The sequence below is a fragment of the Salinadaptatus halalkaliphilus genome (genome assembly GCF_006543045.1).
Classification (GTDB): domain Archaea; phylum Halobacteriota; class Halobacteria; order Halobacteriales; family Natrialbaceae; genus Salinadaptatus; species Salinadaptatus halalkaliphilus.
In genome coordinates this window covers 38,686-58,187 of sequence record NZ_RBZW01000022.1, presented here as the reverse complement: position 1 = coordinate 58,187, position 19,502 = coordinate 38,686, and the positions used below count along the sequence as shown (strand labels likewise).

The window sequence follows — 19,502 nt, the reverse complement described above, 5'->3', positions numbered from 1 at the left end:
AGGTTCTATAACTTGCGGAAACAAATTTGCCAAGAAAATACACAGGAGTAATTACGCTGCCGTCGTCTGGTCTCGACCGAGGGTGTGAAACGGTACACCAGACCGTCAGGAGTCGAGCAACAGGCCCAGATACGACGTCCGAAGCTGGTCGTCGGGATCGAGGTCCAGCCGTTCGAGGACGGTGTAGGCACCCTCGCGAGCGGGCTCGAGGTCGGCTTCTCGCTCGACGTCGGTTTCGACCTCGACGTACTCGCCGACGTCCTCGACCGCATCGAGCGTGATCGTATACGGATAGGCTGGCGTCTCGGCCTCGAGCGTATCGGGCTCGAGACGATACCGCTCGCGTTCTTTGCGGACCGTCGCCGCGGGGTCGAAGCCGAGATTCGTCAACACGGCGGCCATCGTCTCGCCGTCGTCGACCCCGGTTTCGAACTCCTCGCGGCTCTTCGACTCGTCGTCCAGCAGCGGCCCCTTGTAGGTGATCCGGGCCACACCGACGTCCGACCCAAACGTCGACTCCCGACGGATTCGCAACGCTTCGTCGGTTTCGGCGAACTCGCGGTGGGGCGCATCGTAGTACGTATCCGCCTGAACGATGGCCCGCTCTCGGCTCGCACCGAGGGCCTCGAGTCGATCGCTGACGACCTCGAGATCCGCGGGGACCTTCACTTCGACTTCGTACATAGCCGAGGCCACACGGAGCGCTCGTAAGTATCGGTCGCTCTCGGGCCAAAGCGTCGTACTTAAATGTCGACGGCGGGACGTACAACGTATGACCGAGGAACAGGAGGCCGAGCTCGAGGAGCAGGCCGATGACGTCGATGCAGACGACAACGACGAGGAAGCCACCGGACTGCAACACGGTGACTTCGTCGAGATCGAATACACCGCCTACACCGCCGACGGCGAACAGCTAGTCGATACGACCGATCCCGAGGTCGCCGAGGAGGAAGGTGTCGACGACCAGGGCCAGGAGTTCAAGCCCCGGACGATCGTTCTGGGCGAGGGCCACATCTTCGACGGCGTCGAAGACGCCATCGTCGGCAGCGACCCCGGCGATTCGGACACTGTAACGATCGACGCCGAGGACGCCTTCGGCGAGTACGATCCCGACAACGTCGAGACCGTCAGCGCCGAGAAGATCGACGAGGACGACCGCTACCCCGGTGCGAACGTCCAAATCGACGGCCAGCAGGGCTACATCAGCACGATCATCGGCGGACGCGCCCGCGTCGACTTCAATCACCCGCTCGCGGGTGAGGACGTCGAGTACGAGTACGAAGTCGTCGAGGAAGTCGAGGACCGGGAGAAACAGGCCGCCGGCCTGTTCGAGATGTTCCTCGGCATGGAGCCCGAACTCTGGATCGAGACCGACGAGGTCGAAGAGGAGGTTCCCGTCGAACCCGACGAAGACGACGACGATGAACCGGCCGAACCCGAGTTCGAGACCGAACTCGTCGAGAAAGAGACGCTCTACCTCGAGGCGACGCCACAGATGACGATGAACCAGCAGTGGATGATGGGCAAACAACAGATCGGTCAGCAGATCATCGACCAGATCGGTGTCGACCGCGTCATCGTCCAGGAGGTCATCGACGGTATGGGCATGGGTGGCCTCGGCGGCATGATGGGCGGTATGGGCGGTGGCATGGGTGGCGAAGAAGATATCGAGGCAGCACTCGAGGACGCCGATATCGACGCCGACGAGATCGTCGACGAACTCGACGTCGACGAAGAGTAATCCGCTCTCTCGTTTCGACTGTTACCGGACTAGTACTGTAGCGCCCAGTCTCTCATCGTCGCCGCTGGACACCTAATCGAACGGCGGCTGTGTGAGTAGTGTGTGCAGTGGGTACTATCGCCACCCGGTACTGTGGGGATTCCAGCGAACAGAACGGTACGCACCAGGAGGCCGCCAAAGGTGGCCAGTCGGCGTATCGCCACTACACGTCGCGCTCGATGACGAACATCGTAAACTCCCGCAACTTGCGCGTCGTCTCCTCGTCGAACTCGAGGTCTTCGATCTCGGCGCGAGCCTGCTCGGCGAGGCCGAGCGCGCGTTCGCGGGCGTACTCGATGCTGCCGGCCTCCTCGATGATCGAGAGCGCCTCGAGTACCTCCTCGTCGGTGGTCGAGTCGGCGGCCAGAATCTCCTGGAGTCGTTCGGCTTTCTCAGGCGAGCTCTTTTCGATGGCGTGAATGACCAGCAGCGTCTTCTTGCCCTCGCGGACGTCGTTACCGAACTCCTTGCCGAACTCGCCGGCGCGACCGAGCGAGTTTTCGACATCCAAGATGTCGTCGCCGATCTGGAAGGCGACGGCCGTGAGTTCGGCGTAGTCGGCGACCGCTCGTTCGACGGCTTCCGGTTGACCGGTGACGATCGCCGCTAATCGAGCCACGATACGACCGAGACAGCCGGTTTTGCAGGCACACATCTCGAGGTACTGATCGGGCGTGATCTGTGGATCGCGTTCGTTGTGCCAGCAGATGTCCATCCCCTGTCCGAGATGCGTGCGATTGAGTTCGGCGATCAGCATCTCGTACGCGGCGAGTTGGCGGTCGGCAGGAAGAGCAGCGGGGTTTTGCGTCAGTACCTTCAGTGGCAGGAAGTACATCGCGTTGCCGGCGTTGAGTGCGACGTCGCGGCCGTATATGTGATGCAGTGCCGGTTCGCCGCGGCGTTTTCGAGCCTCGTCTTCGACATCGTCGACGATGATGGTCCCGTTGTGAAGTATCTCCGGAATACAGGCGTAGGGCAAGTACCTCTCGGGGTCCTCCCCGAACCCCTCGATAAAGACCAGAAAAAGGACGGCTCGCCAGCGTTTCCCACCCCGATCGAGCAGTTCCCAAAGTGGGTCCGCAAGCGCTCGTTGGATCCCGTCGGGATCGTATTCGTAGGTCGGCTCACCGAAGTACGCCTCGAGATAGTCGGCGTCTACCTCCCGTGGAACGAGATCGGTGATCGCCTCGTCGACTGCCGGCCGCCACTCGGCAAGCGTCTCCCGCATACCCACCACGAGACGGAGCCACGTGAAAAAGATTCAGTTCTTCGGTGATTCGTGACATTCAGCATCGACGTTGCTCGTGTCACCTACACCCGTCAACAGGGTCCATGCATTCGGCTGGCACAGTCATGGCCAACCGTTTCACCGCCATCTGCGATTGGGTGATATATGGCACAATCACCCCAGCCCGCCGCGGACGACCGCCGACTCCTCGACGTTCTCGAGGAGCGTCCCTGCTCGTTCTGTGAAACGGGCACACTCGAGCGTGGTCTCTACAAGGGTAACAACGCCGTCGTCTGTGACAACTGCGGGACGCCCCGTGCCCAGCTCTGGACGCCCTCGTGACAGGCCGCGACGGCCGTGTACGGTCTTCCTACGACTCGAGTTGGGCCTCCATCACTCGAATCGTTCCGCGAGATCCGTCCCACGTCGTCTCGTACTCGAGATCGAGCCGTCGATCCATGTGGGGACCGTCGACCACCAGCGTCTCGAACTCGCCACCCTCACCCAGGATGTGGACGCCGTACTCCTCGTTGTGTTTCGCGAGTTCTTCGATCGCATCCCGATCGAGGCTGCGTCCGAGCCAGGATTCGTCGAGTCCATAGGCAGCGACCTGGATGATCCGGATCTCGAAGCCGGCCTCGAGCATCGCATCGGCGAGATCCCGCGGTGATTCCTGCCAGAGCGGGGCATACAGCTCACAGTCGAGTCTGTCGCACATCGCCTGGATGCGACTCGTCTGAAACTCGCTTTCGACAGCACCAGCCGTCACGCCCGCGATGCCTCCCTCGAGTTCGCAATCGAGGTCGACCAGCGCCGCTTCCAGGGGCTCGAGTTCGTCGTCGCCCTGCTGGCCGGCATCCGTCGCCGAGCCAGCCTCGAGATCGTCGGGTTCGACCTCGAGCAGTTCGATCCCGATGCTCTCGGCGGCCAGCCCGGCGAGCTCCGTCGCCGGAACGTGATACATGTAGGAGTCGTCGGTCGGGTGGACGGTGACGAGTCGGCGGACATCGAGGCCGTCCTCGATGGCGCGATAGAGTGCCCACGAGGAGTCCTTGCCACCGGAAAAGAGGCTCACCCACGCACCGTCTGTCTCGCTCATGGTTGGCCCTCGAGGTACGCGAGTAAATGCGTGACGAGTCGACGCGACGATCAGTCCGGTCCGTCGTCCCGCTGGTCGTCCGTCTCTGCGGTCGAATCGTCGATCATCACCGTTTCGCCGGCCGTTTCCGGGCCGCCGTCGGTAACCCCTTCCGAGGACGAGGTGGCGTCGCCGCCTCGAGTGCCGCTCATCGATGCCGCGATACGCGCACCGACGAGGCTGAGAACGATCGCTGTCAGGACGAATAACGCGAGTCGTTCGCCGGCGGTGATCACGAACGGATCGACCGAAAGGACGCCCAGTTCGATCGCCGGGACGGCGACGGGTTCGATGACGCCCTGTTGCTCCAGAAAGTACGCCGAGAACCCGCGGACGACGAGCCCGACGGCGACGACCAGAAACGGCAGATTGAGATACGAACTGCGGATCGGCTCTTCGCTGATCGCCTCGTCGAGCAGGCGACCGGCGCTTGCGGTGAGCCCGGCCATCGCCAGCCAGGGGACCGCGTCGAATGCGAACTGGGTCGCGGGGACGACGACCCCCTGTGGATCCTCGAGGCTCGAGACGCCGAGGACGCCGGCGAACAGCCCGACCAGCGTCAGCCCGGCGGCAGCGACGTAGGTGACGACCGACACCTGCCCGGAGTACAGCGACTCGCGCACTTTGTGGGCGACGCCGGTCATGATCTCGTCGACGCTAAAGCCCTTGTAGAGCAAGAACAGTCCGATGACGGTCGTGATCGCGGCTGCTGCCTCGGCAGGCGAGCGGACGGCAGCCAGCATCGGAAACACCAGCAGCGTCAATCCAAGCGGGATGAGGATCGTCTGGCGAAGCTCCTCGTCGGCGAGAAACTGCTTGAGCAGGTAGTAGGTCGATTCGATATCTCGCGCCTGCCGGACGACGACGCGGTCGACGGAGTCGACCTGGACGCGACTCTCGACGATCGGCACCAACCGTTCGTCTTCGGCGCTGTCGATGACGACCACCGCCGAATCCGGCTCGTGGTCGACGATGAGGTCGTCGAGCTGGCGGGCGACCGCTCTGTCGGCAGAAACCATCGACTCGCGGTCGCCCGAGACGACCGCGACGATCGCCTCTTCGTCGCTATCGCGGAGGTCCTGTGCAACCCGCAGCGTCTCGAGCAACGTGTTGACTCCTGAATCCTCCGGATCCGAGAGTCCGATGTCGGTTACCAGCGCGCGAACTGCCTCCCAGCCGACGATGGGCGATCGGAGCCCAGTTTTCCGGCCGACATCGTCGGTCCGGTCGAGGCAGACGACCAGCGTTGTCACGAGTTCGACTCCTTGCTGTGTGACGATAAAACCACTCATACGGTTTACTGTAAGTCATTTCCGGCGCACCCGCGACCCGGACGGCGGGTGCGCCGGTACATCGGTACAGTAATCCGTATCACTCGTTCGGACGGTTCGACCGCGCCACCCCGACCGTTCGCAGGCCGGTCAGGTCCGCAGGCGGAACTGGCGGTCAGTTGCGATGCTCGCGACACCGGCGCCGAACGCGTATGCGACCGTTCGTGCACCGGCACCGAGCTTGGCCATCAGCGGTCGCTCGGGTTCGAACGCCGTTACCGTCACCGTATCCCGATCGAGCCTGTCGGCGAGTTCGTCCTCGAGATCCCGCCGGGTGCCAAGTTCGTCGACGAGCTCGAGATCGTCTGCCTCGTCGCCGAGATAGATGCGAGCTTCGGTCTCGCGGACGAACTCGGGGTCGAGGTCGCGGCCGTCGCTGACCCGGTCGACGAACGTCTCGTAGTAGTCGTCGATCAGCCCCTGCAGGTATTCGCGTTCGTCCTCCTCGAGTTCTTTCAGTGGCGTGCCGGCGTCTTTGAACTCGCCGGCTGCGAACCGCTCGTAGGAGAGCCCGACTTTCTCCGCGAACTCGGTCGCGTTGACTCGCGAGCCGATGACGCCGATCGAGCCGACGATCGACCCCTCGCGCGCCCAGAGTTCGTCACAGCCGCTTGCGATCCAGTAGCCGCCACTGGCACAGACATCGGTCGTGTAGGCGATGGTTGGCCCGTCGAATCGCTCGGCGGCGAGGCGGATGTCGTCGCTCGGAACGACCTCGCCGCCGGGCGTATTGAGCTTCACTAAGAGTGCGTCGACGCTGCCGTCCTCGTCCGCGCGGTCGATCTGTTCGACGATATCGTCGGCCGGCGTCGATCGTGGATTTTGAGGTAACGGACCGCCGCTACCGTCTCGCGTAATCGGTCCGTCGACGGCGACTTCGGCGACGTTGTAGCCTGGAAAGAGCGATCCGGCGACGTTGCCGGCGATCCTCACGCCGACCACCGCGACGACGAGCGCGAGCACCACGCCGAACAGATCCGTCAGCGTCGCCGGATACCAGACGAACAGTGCGACGCCGACCCCGACCGAGACGACGGCGGCAAGCAGTACGATCGTGAGTCGGCCGACTGCAGCCTTACTGACCACAGCTACCACCTCGAGTCATGTCCTATGCTGGGTGTGCCGGGCGGTTAATCGTTGTCGTCCCGGCGGCTGTTGGCTGGATTGGCTCGATGGACCAGCGACTCCTCGATCAGGCTCGTTGGGCAGGTGTCGGCGCGCGCCTCCGGTGAAAAAGACCGTGAGACGAATCGAAACGACGACCTAGAGCAGTCCCGTCTTCTGGAGCTTCATCAGGTCCTCGGTATCGAGAGTTTCGCCTTCCTTGAACTTCTGATAGATTTCTTCGGCCTCCTCTTTGGCCTCCTCTTTCTTCTTGTCGCGTTCGGACTTGCGCTCTTCTTCTTCCTGCTTGTCGAGTTCGCGCAGGCGTTTCTGGACGCGCACGAAGTCCTCGTGGTGCTGGTCGGCGGCCTCCTGGGCGTCGACGAACTTCTCGTGCATCTCGTCGGCCTCGTCACGGATGTCGTCGGCCTCGCGGTAGGCCTCGATCATCTGGTTGTGGTGTTCCTGGGCCTTGTCGGCGAGTTCCGTGACCTTCTGGTGGTGCTGGGAGGCTTCGGATCGCACTTCCTCGGCTTCCTCGACGAGCCCTTCGAGATCCTCGTTTTGCTCGAGTTTCTGCTTGCGCTCTTCGTACTCCTCGCGCTTGGTCTCGATCTTCTCGATGAGCTCTTTTTCGTCCTCGCTCGAGAGGACCTCGGTCTGTTGTTTGAACTCGAGATCTTCGATCTCACTCTCGAGTTCCTCGAGGTCTTTTCCCTCGTCGAGTTCCATGTCGGACTTGAGCTTCTCGACCTTGTCGAACAGCTCGTTGGCCTCCGCGTTGAGCTCGTTGCGGCTCTCTTTGTGCTCTTGGACTTGCTCGTTGAGCTCGTCGCGCTGTTCGCGGTGTTCCTGGGCCTCGTCGACTTTCTCGCGGGTCTTCGCGTTGAGATCGTCACGCTTGGAGGCCCGATCGGAGGCCATCTGGTTCAGCTCGTTTCGCCGGTCCCGCAGTTGGCCGGCCATTTTGATGAGCTGTCCTTTCGATTTGTTTTCTAAGTCGTCCTCTGTCAGTTCGATGTTTTTCGATTCGTCTACCATGTGTTACTCAAACCTCTGTGCCATACCCGCACCGGGATGGAACCGAGTCGGCGGAGTGCCCGACCGATCGCGGGTCGAGTACAGCGCGCAGTTGGGTTCCCGTATAAAGCAATCGCTCACGATCTGCGAAACCTCGGTGAATAAGATTTCCTGTCATCGATCGTCGAGCGATACGCGCCCCGGTGGCGTTCTGGTACCGGTGACTACTGTCGCCTATAATTTAAATGTACCGATCTACAGACCCGTGAAAACCGTTAGCAGGGGCCTCGTCCGGCATGTCGACAACTCACATGGGCGTCTCGAGTATATATAAACGGCCGACCAAACGTAACGGAATGGGGACGGGCGGTGAGACGCGACAGAACGGTCACGACGACCGGCTTATACGGACTGCTGTACGTCGGTACCGGAGCGACCGCGAGCCGTCCGACAGTCGTTCCAGCAAAACGGTACAACAGACCGTCTCATACGGTTTACTGTAAGTCATTGCCGGCGCACCCGCGACCCGGGCGGCGGGTGCGCCGGTAAATCGTTACAGGAATCCGTATCAGAAGAGATTCTCGAGGCGGTCGTCGGTGAGCTCCTCGGCCGGATCGGCCCGTTCGGTCTCCTCGGCGTGTTTGGCCTCGCGTGCGCGTTCCATGAACTCGTCGACCCGATCGGATCGTTCCGCACCGCCAAGCAGGACGAGCGCGCCGAGGCGATCACTATCCAGCGGGAAGTCCCCGCCCCGAACCTGCATGCTGCCGGTCTCGTCTTCGAGCCAGCGCCGCGCCTTCTCGACGCCTTTGCGGGGAATCAGGTCGGGCTGGCCGGCGATGACCAGCAGCGCGGAGTCGGCTTCCGTCGCGTCGGGCATGCTCGTGCCCGTCAGTAGGGCCTGCCGGGAGACGCTCATGACCGTCTGGAGGTTCGTCGCGCTGTCCTCGCTCGCAAGTTCGCTTGCGTACCCAAGCACCGAGATACCTCCTGCACGGAGCGTGTTGATGACCTCGCTCGAGTCGACGACGCTCTCGCCGACACCGTCGACGGCCTCGCCGGACGCGAACAGTAAGCCGACCCGTTGGGCGATCTTGCCGTTGATCGTCTCGAAGGCGCCTTCGACGCTCTCGCCTTGTTCGTGCCACGAATCGTTGTCGATCAACAGCGTCGAGTCGGCTTCGCGAGCGAGGGTTTTCAGCGAGCGCCCGGCGTTTGCCTGATACAGTGCGCCTTCGTTGCGCCCGGGGAGGATACCGAGCGCGTAGACGGGAACGTCGTAGACCTGCTGGAGGTGATGGACGAGTACCGGCGCGCCGCCGCTGCCGGTTCCGCCGCCGAGACCGGCGACGACGAAGATCGCTTCCGAACGCGAACTGACGCGCCCGTCGAGCCCACCGAGGACTTGCTGGACATCGGATTGCATGATTTCGGTCCCGAGTTCGTTGTCGCCGCCGACGCCGTGTCCGTTGACGCGGTCGGCGCCGATCAACTGCGTATCGACGAACTCGAGCGATTGGAGGTCTGGTTTCGCGGAGTTGATGGCCAGGGCACCCTGCACGGCTTCGAAGCCCATGTTCGCGTCGAACCGGGCGAGTCGTTCCGTGACTTTCCCACCGGCCTGACCGACTCCGATCAGGGCGACTTTCATACACCAGGCCATATTCGTGAAGCTAGTTGAACGTTGCGATGGTTCATATCAGGCCGACGGCAGTAGAGAGTGTGTATCGCGTTCGGATCGGGGTGTACCTATGCCGTTTGGGCGATACGGCCCGCTCGAGATGGACAACCACCACTTGCCCGAACGCCAATGGCAATTCACTTGGGGCCCAACGCGTTCAGTTCCGGTATGTTCCACGAACAGCGCCTGAGTGCGCCCGACTCGCCCGAGCAACTACAGGCGGAGTACGCCGCCGACCTCGCCGCTATCGTCGACGGCCGCGGCCCCGACGCGGTCGCGGACGCGACCGATCTCGATCCAGAGACCGCAGCGGCCGTCGGCAAAGAACGCGTTGGGGGCCTCAGCCTCGAGGCGGCCGCCCAGATTCAGGCGCTCGAAGACGGCGCGCCCGACGCGGAGACGATCGTCACGATGGCCTGCGAGCATCTGCTGCTCGGGATGACCACTGCTGTGATGGATGTCGACGCCGTCGAGAGCGAACTCGAGATCGAGCTGGACGCCAAGGAGATTCAACAGAAGATCGAACGGCGCGCGCCGATGTCCTTCGAGGAGTTCGTCCACGTCCAGTACGCTATCGCCGACGGCGCACCCTGAATCGGAACGAGAGTGTACGGTCAGTATTCTGTCCAATCGACGACAGTAACGTCGTCAATTCGCTGGAAGTGATCGACGTTTGCCGTGAGGACCGGGAGTTGTTCCGTTTGAGCCGTTGCTGCGATGTACACGTCGTGCAAATCGTGTAACGGACGACCACGACGCTCGAGATCAGCGATAATATTCGCGGCAGCGGTAGCGACTGGACGGGAGATATCGACGACATTGAATCGGGCGAGAAGTCGATCGAGACCATCGAGAGCGTCCATTTTGTGTCGGCCAGTATCGTATCGTTTGTTGACGCCCAGTCGAAGTTCTGTGACAGACACTGTACTAATCACGTGACGGCCCTCGTCGTCCAATCGATTGATTCGGTCGTCGTCTCCGGTGCGATCGATGTCGACCAACACCGACGTATCACAGAGTTTCATCGTCAAGTCGAGAGAGTGTACCGCGGCTCAATCGTTCTATATCGGCTTTCGTGTCGTCGTACGACGTTTCGTCCAGAATCCCTGCGCCAGCGATATCGGCTAATTTTCGGCCGTCGTCGAGAGTCTCATCGATCACGTCACTGAAACTCTTATCTCCCTTCTCGCGCTTCAGTTCTCGGTAGACCTCGTCCGAGATTGCGATGTTCTTGCTCATAGATAATATATGTGTACCCATACGCAAAACAGTATCGCAACCGAGAGTACCACGCCGCTTTCCAGCCACCGGGAGTTCGACAGATCGAACGAAATAGAACGGAATGTCTCCTCGAGCGGTGTCGTTATGACCGTTCGTCTACAAGTTTCCGTATGGACGTTGCAATTTTGGGATGTGGCCACGTCGGTCTCGAGTTGGGTCGCCAACTCGAGTCTCGCGGACACCGCGCGATCGGCGTGCGACGATCAGAATCGGGACTCGAGGCGATCGACGAGGCCGGGTTCGAGCCGGTGCAGGCGGATATCACCGACGTGGACGCCCTCGCAGCCGTCCCGGAGGTCGACGCGATCGTCTTCGCCGCCAGCAGTGGCGGCCGCGGAGCCGAGGCCGCCCGCGAGGTGTACGTCGAGGGCTTGAAAACGGCGATCGACGCGTTCGGCGAGCGTGAAACGCCGCCCGAACGGCTGGTCTATACCTCCTCGACGGGCGTTCACGGCGACCACGACGGCGACTGGGTCGACGAGGAGTCGCTCCTCGAGCCCACGACCGACAAGACCGAGGTGCTGGCCGAGGCCGAACGGATCGCCCTCGAGCGCCCGACGGAACACGGCTACGACGGCACCGTGGCTCGCTACGCCGGACTGTACGGCCCCAGTCGGTACCGCCTCGAGCGCTACCTCGAGGGGCCGGTCACCGAAGGCTATCTCAACATGGTCCACCGTGACGACGCCGCGGGATCGGTCCGGTATCTCCTCGAGGAAAATCTCGCGCGCGGCGAGGTCGTCCAGGTCGTCGACGACGAACCCGTCGACAAGTGGGACTTTGCGGATTGGCTCGCCGAGCAGTGCGGTCTCGAGGCGCCGCCGAAACAGACGAAAGCCGAGCGGCTCGCGGACGACGACCTCTCCGAGGCGGCCCAGCGGCGGATTCTGACGAGTAAACGCTGTTCGAACGATCGGCTTCGCGATCTCGGCTACGAGTTCGCGTATCCGACCTTTCGCGCGGGGTATCGCGACGCTATCGACGACTACTGCAACTAAGTTCCATCAGCAATAGTGATTGTCTCGAGCGGGGGAAATTTCTTAATCGTTCGATTTGAGTGTCCGATATGAACAACTGGGACGCCTCGGCCGGCATCGAGTTCGGGGCGGACCGCTCGACGCTCGAGGGACTGGTCGAACCGATTCAGTCCCTCGAGCCACTCGTGCTCTCGTTAGTGGTGCTTGCGGTGGCTGTATTGCTCGTCGGTGGCTGGTGGCTCGTCCGCTGGTTTCGCCGGCCCGCAGGCGCGCGGCTGCAACGGGTCCTCGACGATTACGACGCGGTGACGGTGTTGATGCATCCCAACCCGGATCCGGACGCGATGGCCTGTGCGATGGCCGTCGAGACGATTGCCGAATCGGTCGATACCGATGCGACGTTACAGTACGCTGGCGAAATCAGACACCAGGAGAACCGTGCGTTTCGAACCGTTCTCGATCTCGATCTCGACACGATCCAGGCGAGTTCCGAACTGGCGACGGATCCGGTCGTGCTGGTCGATCACAACACGCCGCGGGGCTTTACCGGCGCGCAGTCGGTCGAACCGATCGCCGTCGTCGATCACCATCCGGGAAACGGCACCGGGACGCGGTTTACTGATGTCAGAACCGAGTACGGGGCGGCGTCGACAATCTTCGTCGAATACCTCGAGGAGCTTGGGGTGACGGTCGACGACGAGGACGACGGTTTCGAGCTCGAACCGGCGCTGGCGACCGGCCTGCTCTACGGGATTCTTTCGGATACGAACCAGTTGACCAACGGCTGCTCGAGCGCGGAGTTCGACGCCTGTGCGACGCTGTTTCCTGCTATCGATGAGGATCTCTTAGAACGGATCGCGAACCCGCAGGTCAGCGACGACGTGTTGCAGGTCAAAGCGACGGCGATCACCGACAAACGCGTCGAGGGACCGTTCGCGATCTGTGATGTCGGGTCGATCAGTAACACGGACGCGATTCCCCAGGCCGCAGACGAGCTGATGCACTTAGAGGGTGTGACGGCGGTGATCGTCTACGGCGAACACGACGGGACGATTCACCTCTCGGGACGTTCACGCGACGATCGGGTGCACATGGGCGAGACCCTACGCCACGCCGTCAGCGATATTCCGATGGCAAACGCCGGCGGCCACGCACGAATGGGTGGTGGACAGCTCTCGGTCGACCACATGCGCGGGATCGGTCCCTCGGACGGGATCGATAAAGCGGAGTTCGAAGATCGGCTCTTTGCGGCGCTGGCTGGCGAGCGATAGTCGGAAACCGACACGATCCGTTATCGAACCGGGCTCGTCACCGAATCTCTTTCCACTTGGCGTCACAGTCCGGACAGATCCTGACCGTCTTGATCTCGTCCGGGTCGTTTTCGGTTTTTAGGGGCTTTTCGCACTCGCCACAGACGAGCCGGTCGTAGGTGTCTTTGTCGAGTTCGCCTTCGCGGAGTGCCTTCCGGACAGATCTCATGTGCGCTCTGTATGAAGCTAGGGGAGAAAAAGACCGGGGCTTCATCGAACGTGACGTTCTGTCAATCGGATATGGGTTTTCGCCAAGTGGACGTTACGTTGGCCGGAGTCGTGGCCGTTATACTGGTTCGGCCAAACACACACCCGATGGAATACGTCCAGGAGCGGATCGCGACGCTCCACGATCTCGAGGGGGGTGACGCTGCAGAAGCGGTCAGTGCAGAAGGTACGGGCCCGATGCCGTCTCTCGATGCGACCGCCGTCGTCGTCCCGATGACCGATCGCGAACACGAGAGCCAAGCCGCCGCGCGCGTGCTCTCGGAGCTCGAGACGCTCGATCCGACCGCGGTCTTCGTTCCCGTCCGTGCCGCGGCCGACCGACTCGAGCCATTTCGGGAGTGGCTCGGGTCGTTTGCGCTGCCTATCGACATCCTCTGGTGTAACTCGCCGTCGATGGAGAGCCTGCTCGCAGACGCCGGGCTCGCGAACGGGTTCGGGAAGGGACGCGATGTCTGGCTCGCGCTCGGACCGGCGGCCGCGGCCGGCGAGTACGTCGTCGTCCACGACGCCGACGCGCGTAGCTACGAGGCCGAACACGTCCGTAGACTGGTAGCGCCGCTGGCGATGGGGTTCGAATTTTCGAAGGGATACTACGCTCGCGTCGAGGGCGATCGGCTATACGGGCGGCTGTTTCGCCTATTCTACGAACCACTCGTCGCGACCCTGTCGACGGCCCACGACGCGGCGATCCTCGAGTACCTCGAGTCGTTTCGGTACGCCCTGGCCGGCGAGTTCGCCGTCACCGCCGATCTCGCGCGTCGGCTGCGCGCGCCCCGATCGTGGGGTCTCGAGGTCGGAACGCTCGGCGATGCGTTCGATCACGCCGGATTCGCGGACACGGCACAGGTCGATCTGGGCCGACACGTCCACGATCACCGCGCGGTCGCCGGCGAAAGCGGACTCGAGAGGATGAGCCGCGAGGTCGCTGCCGAACTGCTGCGAGTGTGTGACGAACGCGGCGTCGAGCCGGAGTACGAGACGCTGCAGGATCGATACCGCCAGACTGGCGAGCGGTTGATCGGCCAGTACCGCGCCGACGCGGCCTTTAACGGCCTCGAGTACGACGTGGTTGCCGAGCGTGACCAGCTCGAGCGTTACGCCGACTCGATCGCACCCCCGGATACCGACCGACGGTTGCCGCGATGGACCGACGCGCCGTTCGATCCGGACGCGGTCCTCGGGGCGACCCGCCCGTGGCACGACGAACGGCTTCAAACTAAGTAACGAGGCGGATTCCCCCCCCACCGTGGGCGGGGTTGAATCGAGTGTGAGTGTGTAATGGCGTCCCGAATCGGCTATCAATCTTTATCTGGTAACCACCCGTTTGGCCGGACATGAACGTGACCGCCGACGAACTGGCAGGCGTGGTCGACCTCTTCGGCGGCCTGACGCGAGGGGAACTCGAGCGCGCGCTGTCGGAAGCCGCGTTTCGAGTCGACGGTGGGTCGATCGACGAGGCGGCACTCGAGGAGACGCTCGAGGCGGCCCTCCACTCCTACGCACTGCTCGAGTTCGAGCAGATAGCTACCACCGCAACCGCGACGGCGACGACAGACAAGGTGAACAGCGGCGACGACCAACCGGTGTTCGTCGCCGGCCCAACGGCGTTTCCGACGTTGCCGTCGGGTGCAGAAGACGTCCCGCACATTCTCGACATCGAACCGCGGCAGTTCGATCGCGAACGGCTGGGCGAGCGGGCTCGTGAGCGATTACTCGAGGATCTAACGGCCGCGATAGCGGCCGACGACGCCGACCGTTGTCGTCGTCTGCTCGATGTCAGTTACGATCTCGAGGCGTGGGCGCCGATCGATCTCGACGACGAGCGACGACGACTGGAGGCGGCTCTCGACTGAAATGGTACGACTGACTCTCGATCCCGTCGCCGCACACGAGCCGACCACGATAACCGATCAGACGTACGATGCAGCGGTTCTCGCACCGGTTATCGACCGCGATGGCGAGGACCATCTGCTGTTTACCCGTCGGGCAGACCACCTCGGTGAACACCCGGGCCAGATGAGTTTTCCCGGTGGCGGTGCCGAGCCGGTCGACGAGACGATCTTAGAGACAGCACTCCGGGAGGCCAACGAAGAGATCGGGCTTGATCCGGAGACGGTGGAGATCGTCGGGCAGCTCGACGACATCCGGACGGTCAGTGAGTATGCGGTCACACCCTTCGTCGGCCGCGTTCCCGACCAGGAGTACGAACGTGATGGCAGCGAAGTCGCCGAGATCGTTACCCTCCCGCTGTCGGAGCTGCTCGATCCGGCGAACTTCGAGTACGAACGTCGGGACCACCCCTACTACGGTGACATGGTCGTCCACTACTTCCACGTCGACGGCTACACCGTCTGGGGTGCGACCGGCCGTATCCTAGTGCAACTGCTCGAGTTAGCGACTGATTTCGACGCGCCGGAACCGAGTGCCCAGTCAGATAGCTGATCTTCGCGGCTGGCCGAAAGGAAAACGTGTTACCCGCGGCGGCCCCATCCTCGAGACATGCTTACCGAAGACGCCCGCGCGTTGCTCGCGACGGGGCCGGTCTGTGATACCTGTCTCGGCCGCCCCTTCGCCGAGCGGAGTTTCGGGCTGACGAATGCCGAGCGCGGTCGGGCACTCCGCACGACGATCGCACTCGATGACGATGCCGATTTCGAACCGGACGAGCCGGCCGATTGTTGGGTCTGTGAGGGGTACTGTGGCACCTTCGACGCCATCGCCGAAACGATCGTCGACCGGCTCGAGACCGTCGAATTCGACACCTATCAGGTCGGGACGCGCGTCCCGCCGCTGGTCGAGGAGAACGACCGCCTCCTCCGGGAAGACGCCGGCCTCGAGGCCGACGCCGGCGAACACATCAAACGCGACGTCAACCGGGAGGTCGGCCGCCGCGTCGGCGCTGCGACGGGCACTGACGTCGACTTCGATCGCCCGGACGTGCTGGCCGTCGTCGACCTCGAGGGGTTCGATCCGCTGGAAGCCATCGAGACGGGGTCGGTCACGGGCCACGCGGTCGACGTCCAGGTCAACCCGGCGTTCGTCTACGGCCGCTATCGCAAACTCGAGCGCGACATTCCTCAGACGGAGTGGCCCTGCCGGGAGTGTGGCGCGAGCGGGGTGCAGTTGGGCGACGACGGCGAGGAGCCCTGTGACCACTGCGGCGGCTCGGGGTACATGTACGACACGAGCGTCGAGCAGGTCGTCAGACCCCACGTCGTCGACGCGATGGACGGCGAGGAGGGGACCTTCCACGGTGCGGGTCGGGAAGACGTCGACGCGCGGATGCTCGAGGATGGTCGTCCGTTCGTCCTCGAGGTCAAACGGCCAACGCGGCGCGATCCCGACCCCGAGACACTCGAGCGCGCGATCAACGATGCGGGCGACGGCGCAGTCGAAGTCGACGGCCTTCGGCTGGCGAGCTACGAGATGGTCGAGCGCGTCAAGGAACACGACGCGAGCAAGCGCTACCGAGCCGATGTCGAGTTCGCCGACTCGATCACGGCGGACGACTTCGAGACCGCACTCGCGGAACTCGCGGGCACCACCGTCGAGCAGTACACGCCCACCCGCGTCGATCACCGACGAGCCGAACTGACCCGAGAGCGAACCGTCTACGATATCGACGGCGAGTTGCTCGAGCCCACTCGCGCGGAGGTTCGAATCCACGGCGAGGGCGGCCTCTACGTCAAGGAACTCGTCAGCAGCGACGAGGGCCGAACCGAGCCGAGCCTGGCCGGCTTGCTCGAGACGGACGCCGAGGTAACGGCACTCGACGTTATCAGCGTCGACGGCGAAGACGAGCCGTTTGAACTCGAGGAATACTTTCGAACGTAGTACCGCACCGATCGCCGACTGACGGTGGACGCGCCGTCGTGCCGGGTTGCATACTATTTTGCTGCCGTGTGCGAAACGGGGACTATGTCGCGCGATAGCGCACGCGTTCCGCTCGTGACCCAGGACGAACTGCCCGAGGACTACCAGTATCTGTTCGACGAGGACGTGCTCGGCGAACTGCATCTCTTCCAGTCGATGGGCCACGTACCACGCGCCATGCAGGCGTACATGCGCTACGGCACCGCCCTCTGGAACGCGGGTGATCTGACGACCCGTGAGCGCGAGCTGGCGATTCTGGCCGTCGCCAGAACCGTCCGCGCACGCTACGAATGGCACCAGCACGTCGAACTCGGCCGCGAGGCGGGCATCACGGATTCGGAACTGGCTGCGATCGCCCGCGACGACGATACCGACTTTCCCGAACGCGAGCAGGCGATCATGCGTTACGCGAGTGCCGTCGCGACCGGCGGCGTCACCGACCCACTCTTTCGGGCCGCCGAGGAAGTCACCGACACCGAGACGGTCGTCGGATTGACGATGCTCGCCGGCCACTACCTGATGACTGCCCGGATCCTCGATTCGTTGTCGGTGCCGATCGACGACGAGGCGTTCGTCGGTTGGTCGCCGACTTGAGCCGTCCGGCGGAACGACGAACACAACGGTTTAGCCGTCGGCGCTCGATCGTCGCGTATGCCATTCGGGGTCGACGAAGCCGGCAAGGGACCGGCACTGGGCTCGATGTTTGCCGCTGCCGTTCACTGTGACGAGCGATCGGTTCTTCCGGACGGGATCGCCGACTCGAAACGACTGTCGCCCGACCGTCGCGAAACCCTGGCCGCGACGCTTCACGAGGACGACCGAATCGCCGTCGGCGTCGCCGAGATTACGCCAGCGCGAATCGACGACCCCGAAACGGACATGAACTCGCTGGCCGTCACAGCCCACGCCGACGCCATCGCCGACGCCGTCGCTGGCCTCGAGTTCGACGGGCGTGAGGCGGTTACCGGGCTGTGTGACGCCTGCGACACCGACGCCGATCGATTCGCGCGCCGAGTCACAGATGCGTGTGCATCCGCACTCGAGGCTCCGATCGACATCGATGCCCGTCACGGTGCGGACGACGAATCGGCGCTCGTGGGCGCAGCGAGTATCGTCGCGAAAGTCGAGCGCGATGCACACGTCGCAGGATTGTCCGAGGCCGACGACGTCGGCAGCGGCTATCCGAGCGATCCGACGACGAAAGCGTTTCTCGAGGGCTATGTCGACGATCACGGCGAGTTACCTGCGTTCGCTCGCGAGTCGTGGTCGACCTGCCAGGACATCCTCGCGGCGGCCCAGCAGACGGGTCTCGAGCAGTTTTGACGACGCGGGAACCTATCGTCATCGCGTCGGTGTTCGGATGTCGCCGAGCGATCGCTGCGGATCGATTTATCAGTCCACTCAGAGAAGAGCGACGCGTGTTCGACGTCCTCGTCCTGCTCGCGCTCGCTGTCGGCGCGACGGCCGTCGTCTGGAAGGGAAGCAGTTGGCTTGATACGGTTTACTGTAAGTCATTTCCGGCGCACCCGCGACCCGGGCGGCGGGTGCGCCGGTAAATCGTTACAGTAATCCGTATGAGACGGCCGCAAACGATCTCGCGGCGGGCTACGGCGTTCCGGCGATCGTACAGGGGGCGATCATCGCTGCTGCAGGCTCGAGCATGCCGGAGTTGATGAGTGTGTTGCTCGCGACGCTGGTACACGGTGAGTTCGAACTCGGCGTCGGCGCGATCGTCGGCTCCGCGGTGTTCAACCTACTGGTGATCCCAGCGGCGGCGGCACTCGCCAGCGAGGACCGACTCGAGACCGGTCGAACCCTGGTGTACAAAGAAGCGCTATTTTACATGTTGGCGGTCGCGACGCTACTGCTGACGTTCTCGCTGGCGGTCATCTACTATCCCCTCGAGGGCGTTAGACTCCAGGGAACCGTTACCCGTCCGCTCGCACTGGTTCCGCTGGTCCTGTACGCGCTCTACGTCTTCACCCAGTATCTCGACACGGCCGACGAGGGAGTGGCGAGAGATACCGACGTCGCGCTTGGGCGGACCTGGCTGTGGTTCGCCGTCGGACTCGTCATCATCGTCGTCGGCGTCGAGGGGCTCGTCCGCGCTGCAATCGGACTCGGGGAATCGTTCGGTACACCCGCGTTCCTCTGGGGGATAACCGTCGTTGCCGCCGGCTCGAGCGTGCCGGACGCCTTCGTCAGTATCACCGCCGCTCGCGCCGGCCGGCCCTCGGTCAGTCTCGCGAACGTCCTCGGGAGCAACATCTTCGATCTGCTCGTGGCGATCCCGGCGGGCGTGCTGGTCGCCGGCACGCTCGTGATCACGTTCGAACACATCGTGCCGATGATGGCGTTTCTGGTACTGGCGACAGTCGTTTTCTTTACGATCGCTCGGACGGACATGCTGTTGTCCGAACGGGAATCCTGGCTACTACTCGGTCTGTACGGACTGTTCGTCGCGTGGCTCGCCCTCGAGAGCGTTGGGCTAATCAGCGTCGTTCCGACGTGAGACGACGCGCTCGAGTAGCGAGGTGCGCTGTACGACGGC

Annotated in this window: 21 protein-coding genes and 1 pseudogene; 12 read left to right on the top strand and 10 right to left on the bottom strand. The window is 63.1% G+C overall.

The window, feature by feature from the left end; translation table 11 throughout:
- Positions 1–105: 105 nt before the first annotated feature.
- Positions 106–684, bottom strand: a complete 579-nt coding sequence (cyaB, locus tag D8Y22_RS09940; RefSeq protein ID WP_141464561.1) for a class IV adenylate cyclase — start codon at positions 682–684, stop codon at positions 106–108.
- Between the two features lie 88 nt (positions 685–772).
- On the opposite strand from cyaB, the gene D8Y22_RS09935 reads away from it, so the two are divergent.
- Complete coding sequence (locus tag D8Y22_RS09935; protein WP_141464560.1) at positions 773–1,741, top strand: FKBP-type peptidyl-prolyl cis-trans isomerase; 969 nt, start codon at positions 773–775, stop codon at positions 1,739–1,741.
- A gap of 202 nt (positions 1,742–1,943) precedes the next feature.
- Here D8Y22_RS09935 and D8Y22_RS09930 read toward each other — a convergent pair whose 3' ends face one another.
- A complete protein-coding gene (locus tag D8Y22_RS09930; protein WP_141464559.1) occupies positions 1,944–3,008 on the bottom strand; it encodes a polyprenyl synthetase family protein in 1,065 nt (354 codons plus the stop codon).
- A 165-nt stretch (positions 3,009–3,173) separates the two neighbouring features.
- On the opposite strand from D8Y22_RS09930, the gene D8Y22_RS22355 reads away from it, so the two are divergent.
- The gene (locus D8Y22_RS22355; RefSeq protein WP_174811821.1) at positions 3,174–3,350 is read left to right on the top strand and encodes an HVO_A0556 family zinc finger protein; all 177 of its coding nucleotides are present in this window, start codon (positions 3,174–3,176) and stop codon (positions 3,348–3,350) included.
- 28 nt (positions 3,351–3,378) lie between these two features.
- Here D8Y22_RS22355 and D8Y22_RS09925 read toward each other — a convergent pair whose 3' ends face one another.
- The 5 genes from D8Y22_RS09925 to D8Y22_RS09905 form a co-directional block, all read right to left on the bottom strand.
- Positions 3,379–4,107: a diphthine--ammonia ligase gene (locus D8Y22_RS09925; protein WP_141464558.1), complete on the bottom strand. Its 729-nt coding sequence runs from the start codon at positions 4,105–4,107 to the stop codon at positions 3,379–3,381.
- A gap of 50 nt (positions 4,108–4,157) precedes the next feature.
- Positions 4,158–5,399, bottom strand: a complete 1,242-nt coding sequence (locus D8Y22_RS09920) for a DUF373 family protein (protein ID WP_141464557.1) — start codon at positions 5,397–5,399, stop codon at positions 4,158–4,160.
- Positions 5,400–5,567: 168 nt separating this feature from the next.
- Complete coding sequence (gene sppA / locus D8Y22_RS09915) at positions 5,568–6,530, bottom strand: signal peptide peptidase SppA (RefSeq protein WP_246084400.1); 963 nt, start codon at positions 6,528–6,530, stop codon at positions 5,568–5,570.
- Between the two features lie 210 nt (positions 6,531–6,740).
- On the bottom strand, positions 6,741–7,622 hold the full coding sequence (locus D8Y22_RS09910) for a coiled-coil protein (RefSeq protein ID WP_141464555.1): 882 nt from the start codon (positions 7,620–7,622) through the stop codon (positions 6,741–6,743).
- A 547-nt stretch (positions 7,623–8,169) separates the two neighbouring features.
- Positions 8,170–9,252, bottom strand: coding sequence for a tubulin/FtsZ family protein (locus D8Y22_RS09905; protein WP_141464554.1), 1,083 nt, complete (start codon positions 9,250–9,252; stop codon positions 8,170–8,172).
- Between the two features lie 198 nt (positions 9,253–9,450).
- On the opposite strand from D8Y22_RS09905, the gene D8Y22_RS09900 reads away from it, so the two are divergent.
- Positions 9,451–9,876: a DUF5791 family protein gene (locus D8Y22_RS09900; RefSeq protein WP_141464553.1), complete on the top strand. Its 426-nt coding sequence runs from the start codon at positions 9,451–9,453 to the stop codon at positions 9,874–9,876.
- 20 nt (positions 9,877–9,896) lie between these two features.
- Here the strand turns inward: D8Y22_RS09900 and D8Y22_RS09895 are convergent, their stop codons facing one another.
- Positions 9,897–10,307, bottom strand: coding sequence for a type II toxin-antitoxin system VapC family toxin (locus D8Y22_RS09895; protein WP_141464552.1), 411 nt, complete (start codon positions 10,305–10,307; stop codon positions 9,897–9,899).
- Positions 10,294–10,521 carry an antitoxin VapB family protein gene (locus tag D8Y22_RS09890; RefSeq protein WP_141464551.1) on the bottom strand — a complete coding sequence of 76 codons (228 nt, stop codon included), beginning with the start codon at positions 10,519–10,521 and terminating at the stop codon, positions 10,294–10,296. The genes D8Y22_RS09895 and D8Y22_RS09890 overlap by 14 nt, the downstream gene beginning before the upstream one ends.
- A gap of 152 nt (positions 10,522–10,673) precedes the next feature.
- Here D8Y22_RS09890 and D8Y22_RS09885 point away from each other — a divergent pair, with 152 nt between their 5' ends.
- Both D8Y22_RS09885 and D8Y22_RS09880 read left to right on the top strand, forming a co-directional pair.
- A complete protein-coding gene (locus tag D8Y22_RS09885; protein WP_141464550.1) occupies positions 10,674–11,561 on the top strand; it encodes an SDR family oxidoreductase in 888 nt (295 codons plus the stop codon).
- 68 nt (positions 11,562–11,629) lie between these two features.
- Positions 11,630–12,811, top strand: coding sequence for a DHH family phosphoesterase (locus D8Y22_RS09880; RefSeq protein ID WP_141464549.1), 1,182 nt, complete (start codon positions 11,630–11,632; stop codon positions 12,809–12,811).
- Between the two features lie 37 nt (positions 12,812–12,848).
- Here the strand turns inward: D8Y22_RS09880 and D8Y22_RS22350 are convergent, their stop codons facing one another.
- Positions 12,849–13,019: an HVO_0758 family zinc finger protein gene (locus D8Y22_RS22350; RefSeq protein ID WP_174811820.1), complete on the bottom strand. Its 171-nt coding sequence runs from the start codon at positions 13,017–13,019 to the stop codon at positions 12,849–12,851.
- A gap of 146 nt (positions 13,020–13,165) precedes the next feature.
- On the opposite strand from D8Y22_RS22350, the gene D8Y22_RS09875 reads away from it, so the two are divergent.
- The 7 genes and pseudogenes from D8Y22_RS09875 (at position 13,166) to D8Y22_RS09845 (ending at position 19,463) form a co-directional block, all read left to right on the top strand.
- The gene (locus D8Y22_RS09875) at positions 13,166–14,302 is read left to right on the top strand and encodes a glycosyltransferase family protein (protein WP_141464548.1); all 1,137 of its coding nucleotides are present in this window, start codon (positions 13,166–13,168) and stop codon (positions 14,300–14,302) included.
- 110 nt (positions 14,303–14,412) lie between these two features.
- A complete protein-coding gene (locus tag D8Y22_RS09870) occupies positions 14,413–14,931 on the top strand; it encodes a DUF7109 family protein (protein WP_141464547.1) in 519 nt (172 codons plus the stop codon).
- A 1-nt stretch (position 14,932) separates the two neighbouring features.
- Positions 14,933–15,520 (top strand): NUDIX hydrolase, encoded by a 588-nt coding sequence (locus D8Y22_RS09865; protein ID WP_141464546.1) that lies wholly within the window; start codon positions 14,933–14,935, stop codon positions 15,518–15,520.
- 57 nt (positions 15,521–15,577) lie between these two features.
- Positions 15,578–16,912, top strand: a complete 1,335-nt coding sequence (locus D8Y22_RS09860; protein WP_141464545.1) for a tRNA pseudouridine(54/55) synthase Pus10 — start codon at positions 15,578–15,580, stop codon at positions 16,910–16,912.
- Between the two features lie 84 nt (positions 16,913–16,996).
- Complete coding sequence (locus D8Y22_RS09855) at positions 16,997–17,545, top strand: carboxymuconolactone decarboxylase family protein (RefSeq protein WP_141464544.1); 549 nt, start codon at positions 16,997–16,999, stop codon at positions 17,543–17,545.
- 57 nt (positions 17,546–17,602) lie between these two features.
- The gene (gene rnhB / locus D8Y22_RS09850; RefSeq protein WP_141464543.1) at positions 17,603–18,274 is read left to right on the top strand and encodes a ribonuclease HII; all 672 of its coding nucleotides are present in this window, start codon (positions 17,603–17,605) and stop codon (positions 18,272–18,274) included.
- A 95-nt stretch (positions 18,275–18,369) separates the two neighbouring features.
- Positions 18,370–19,463: pseudogene (locus D8Y22_RS09845) on the top strand (sodium:calcium antiporter).
- The last annotated feature ends 39 nt before the right edge of the window (positions 19,464–19,502 follow it).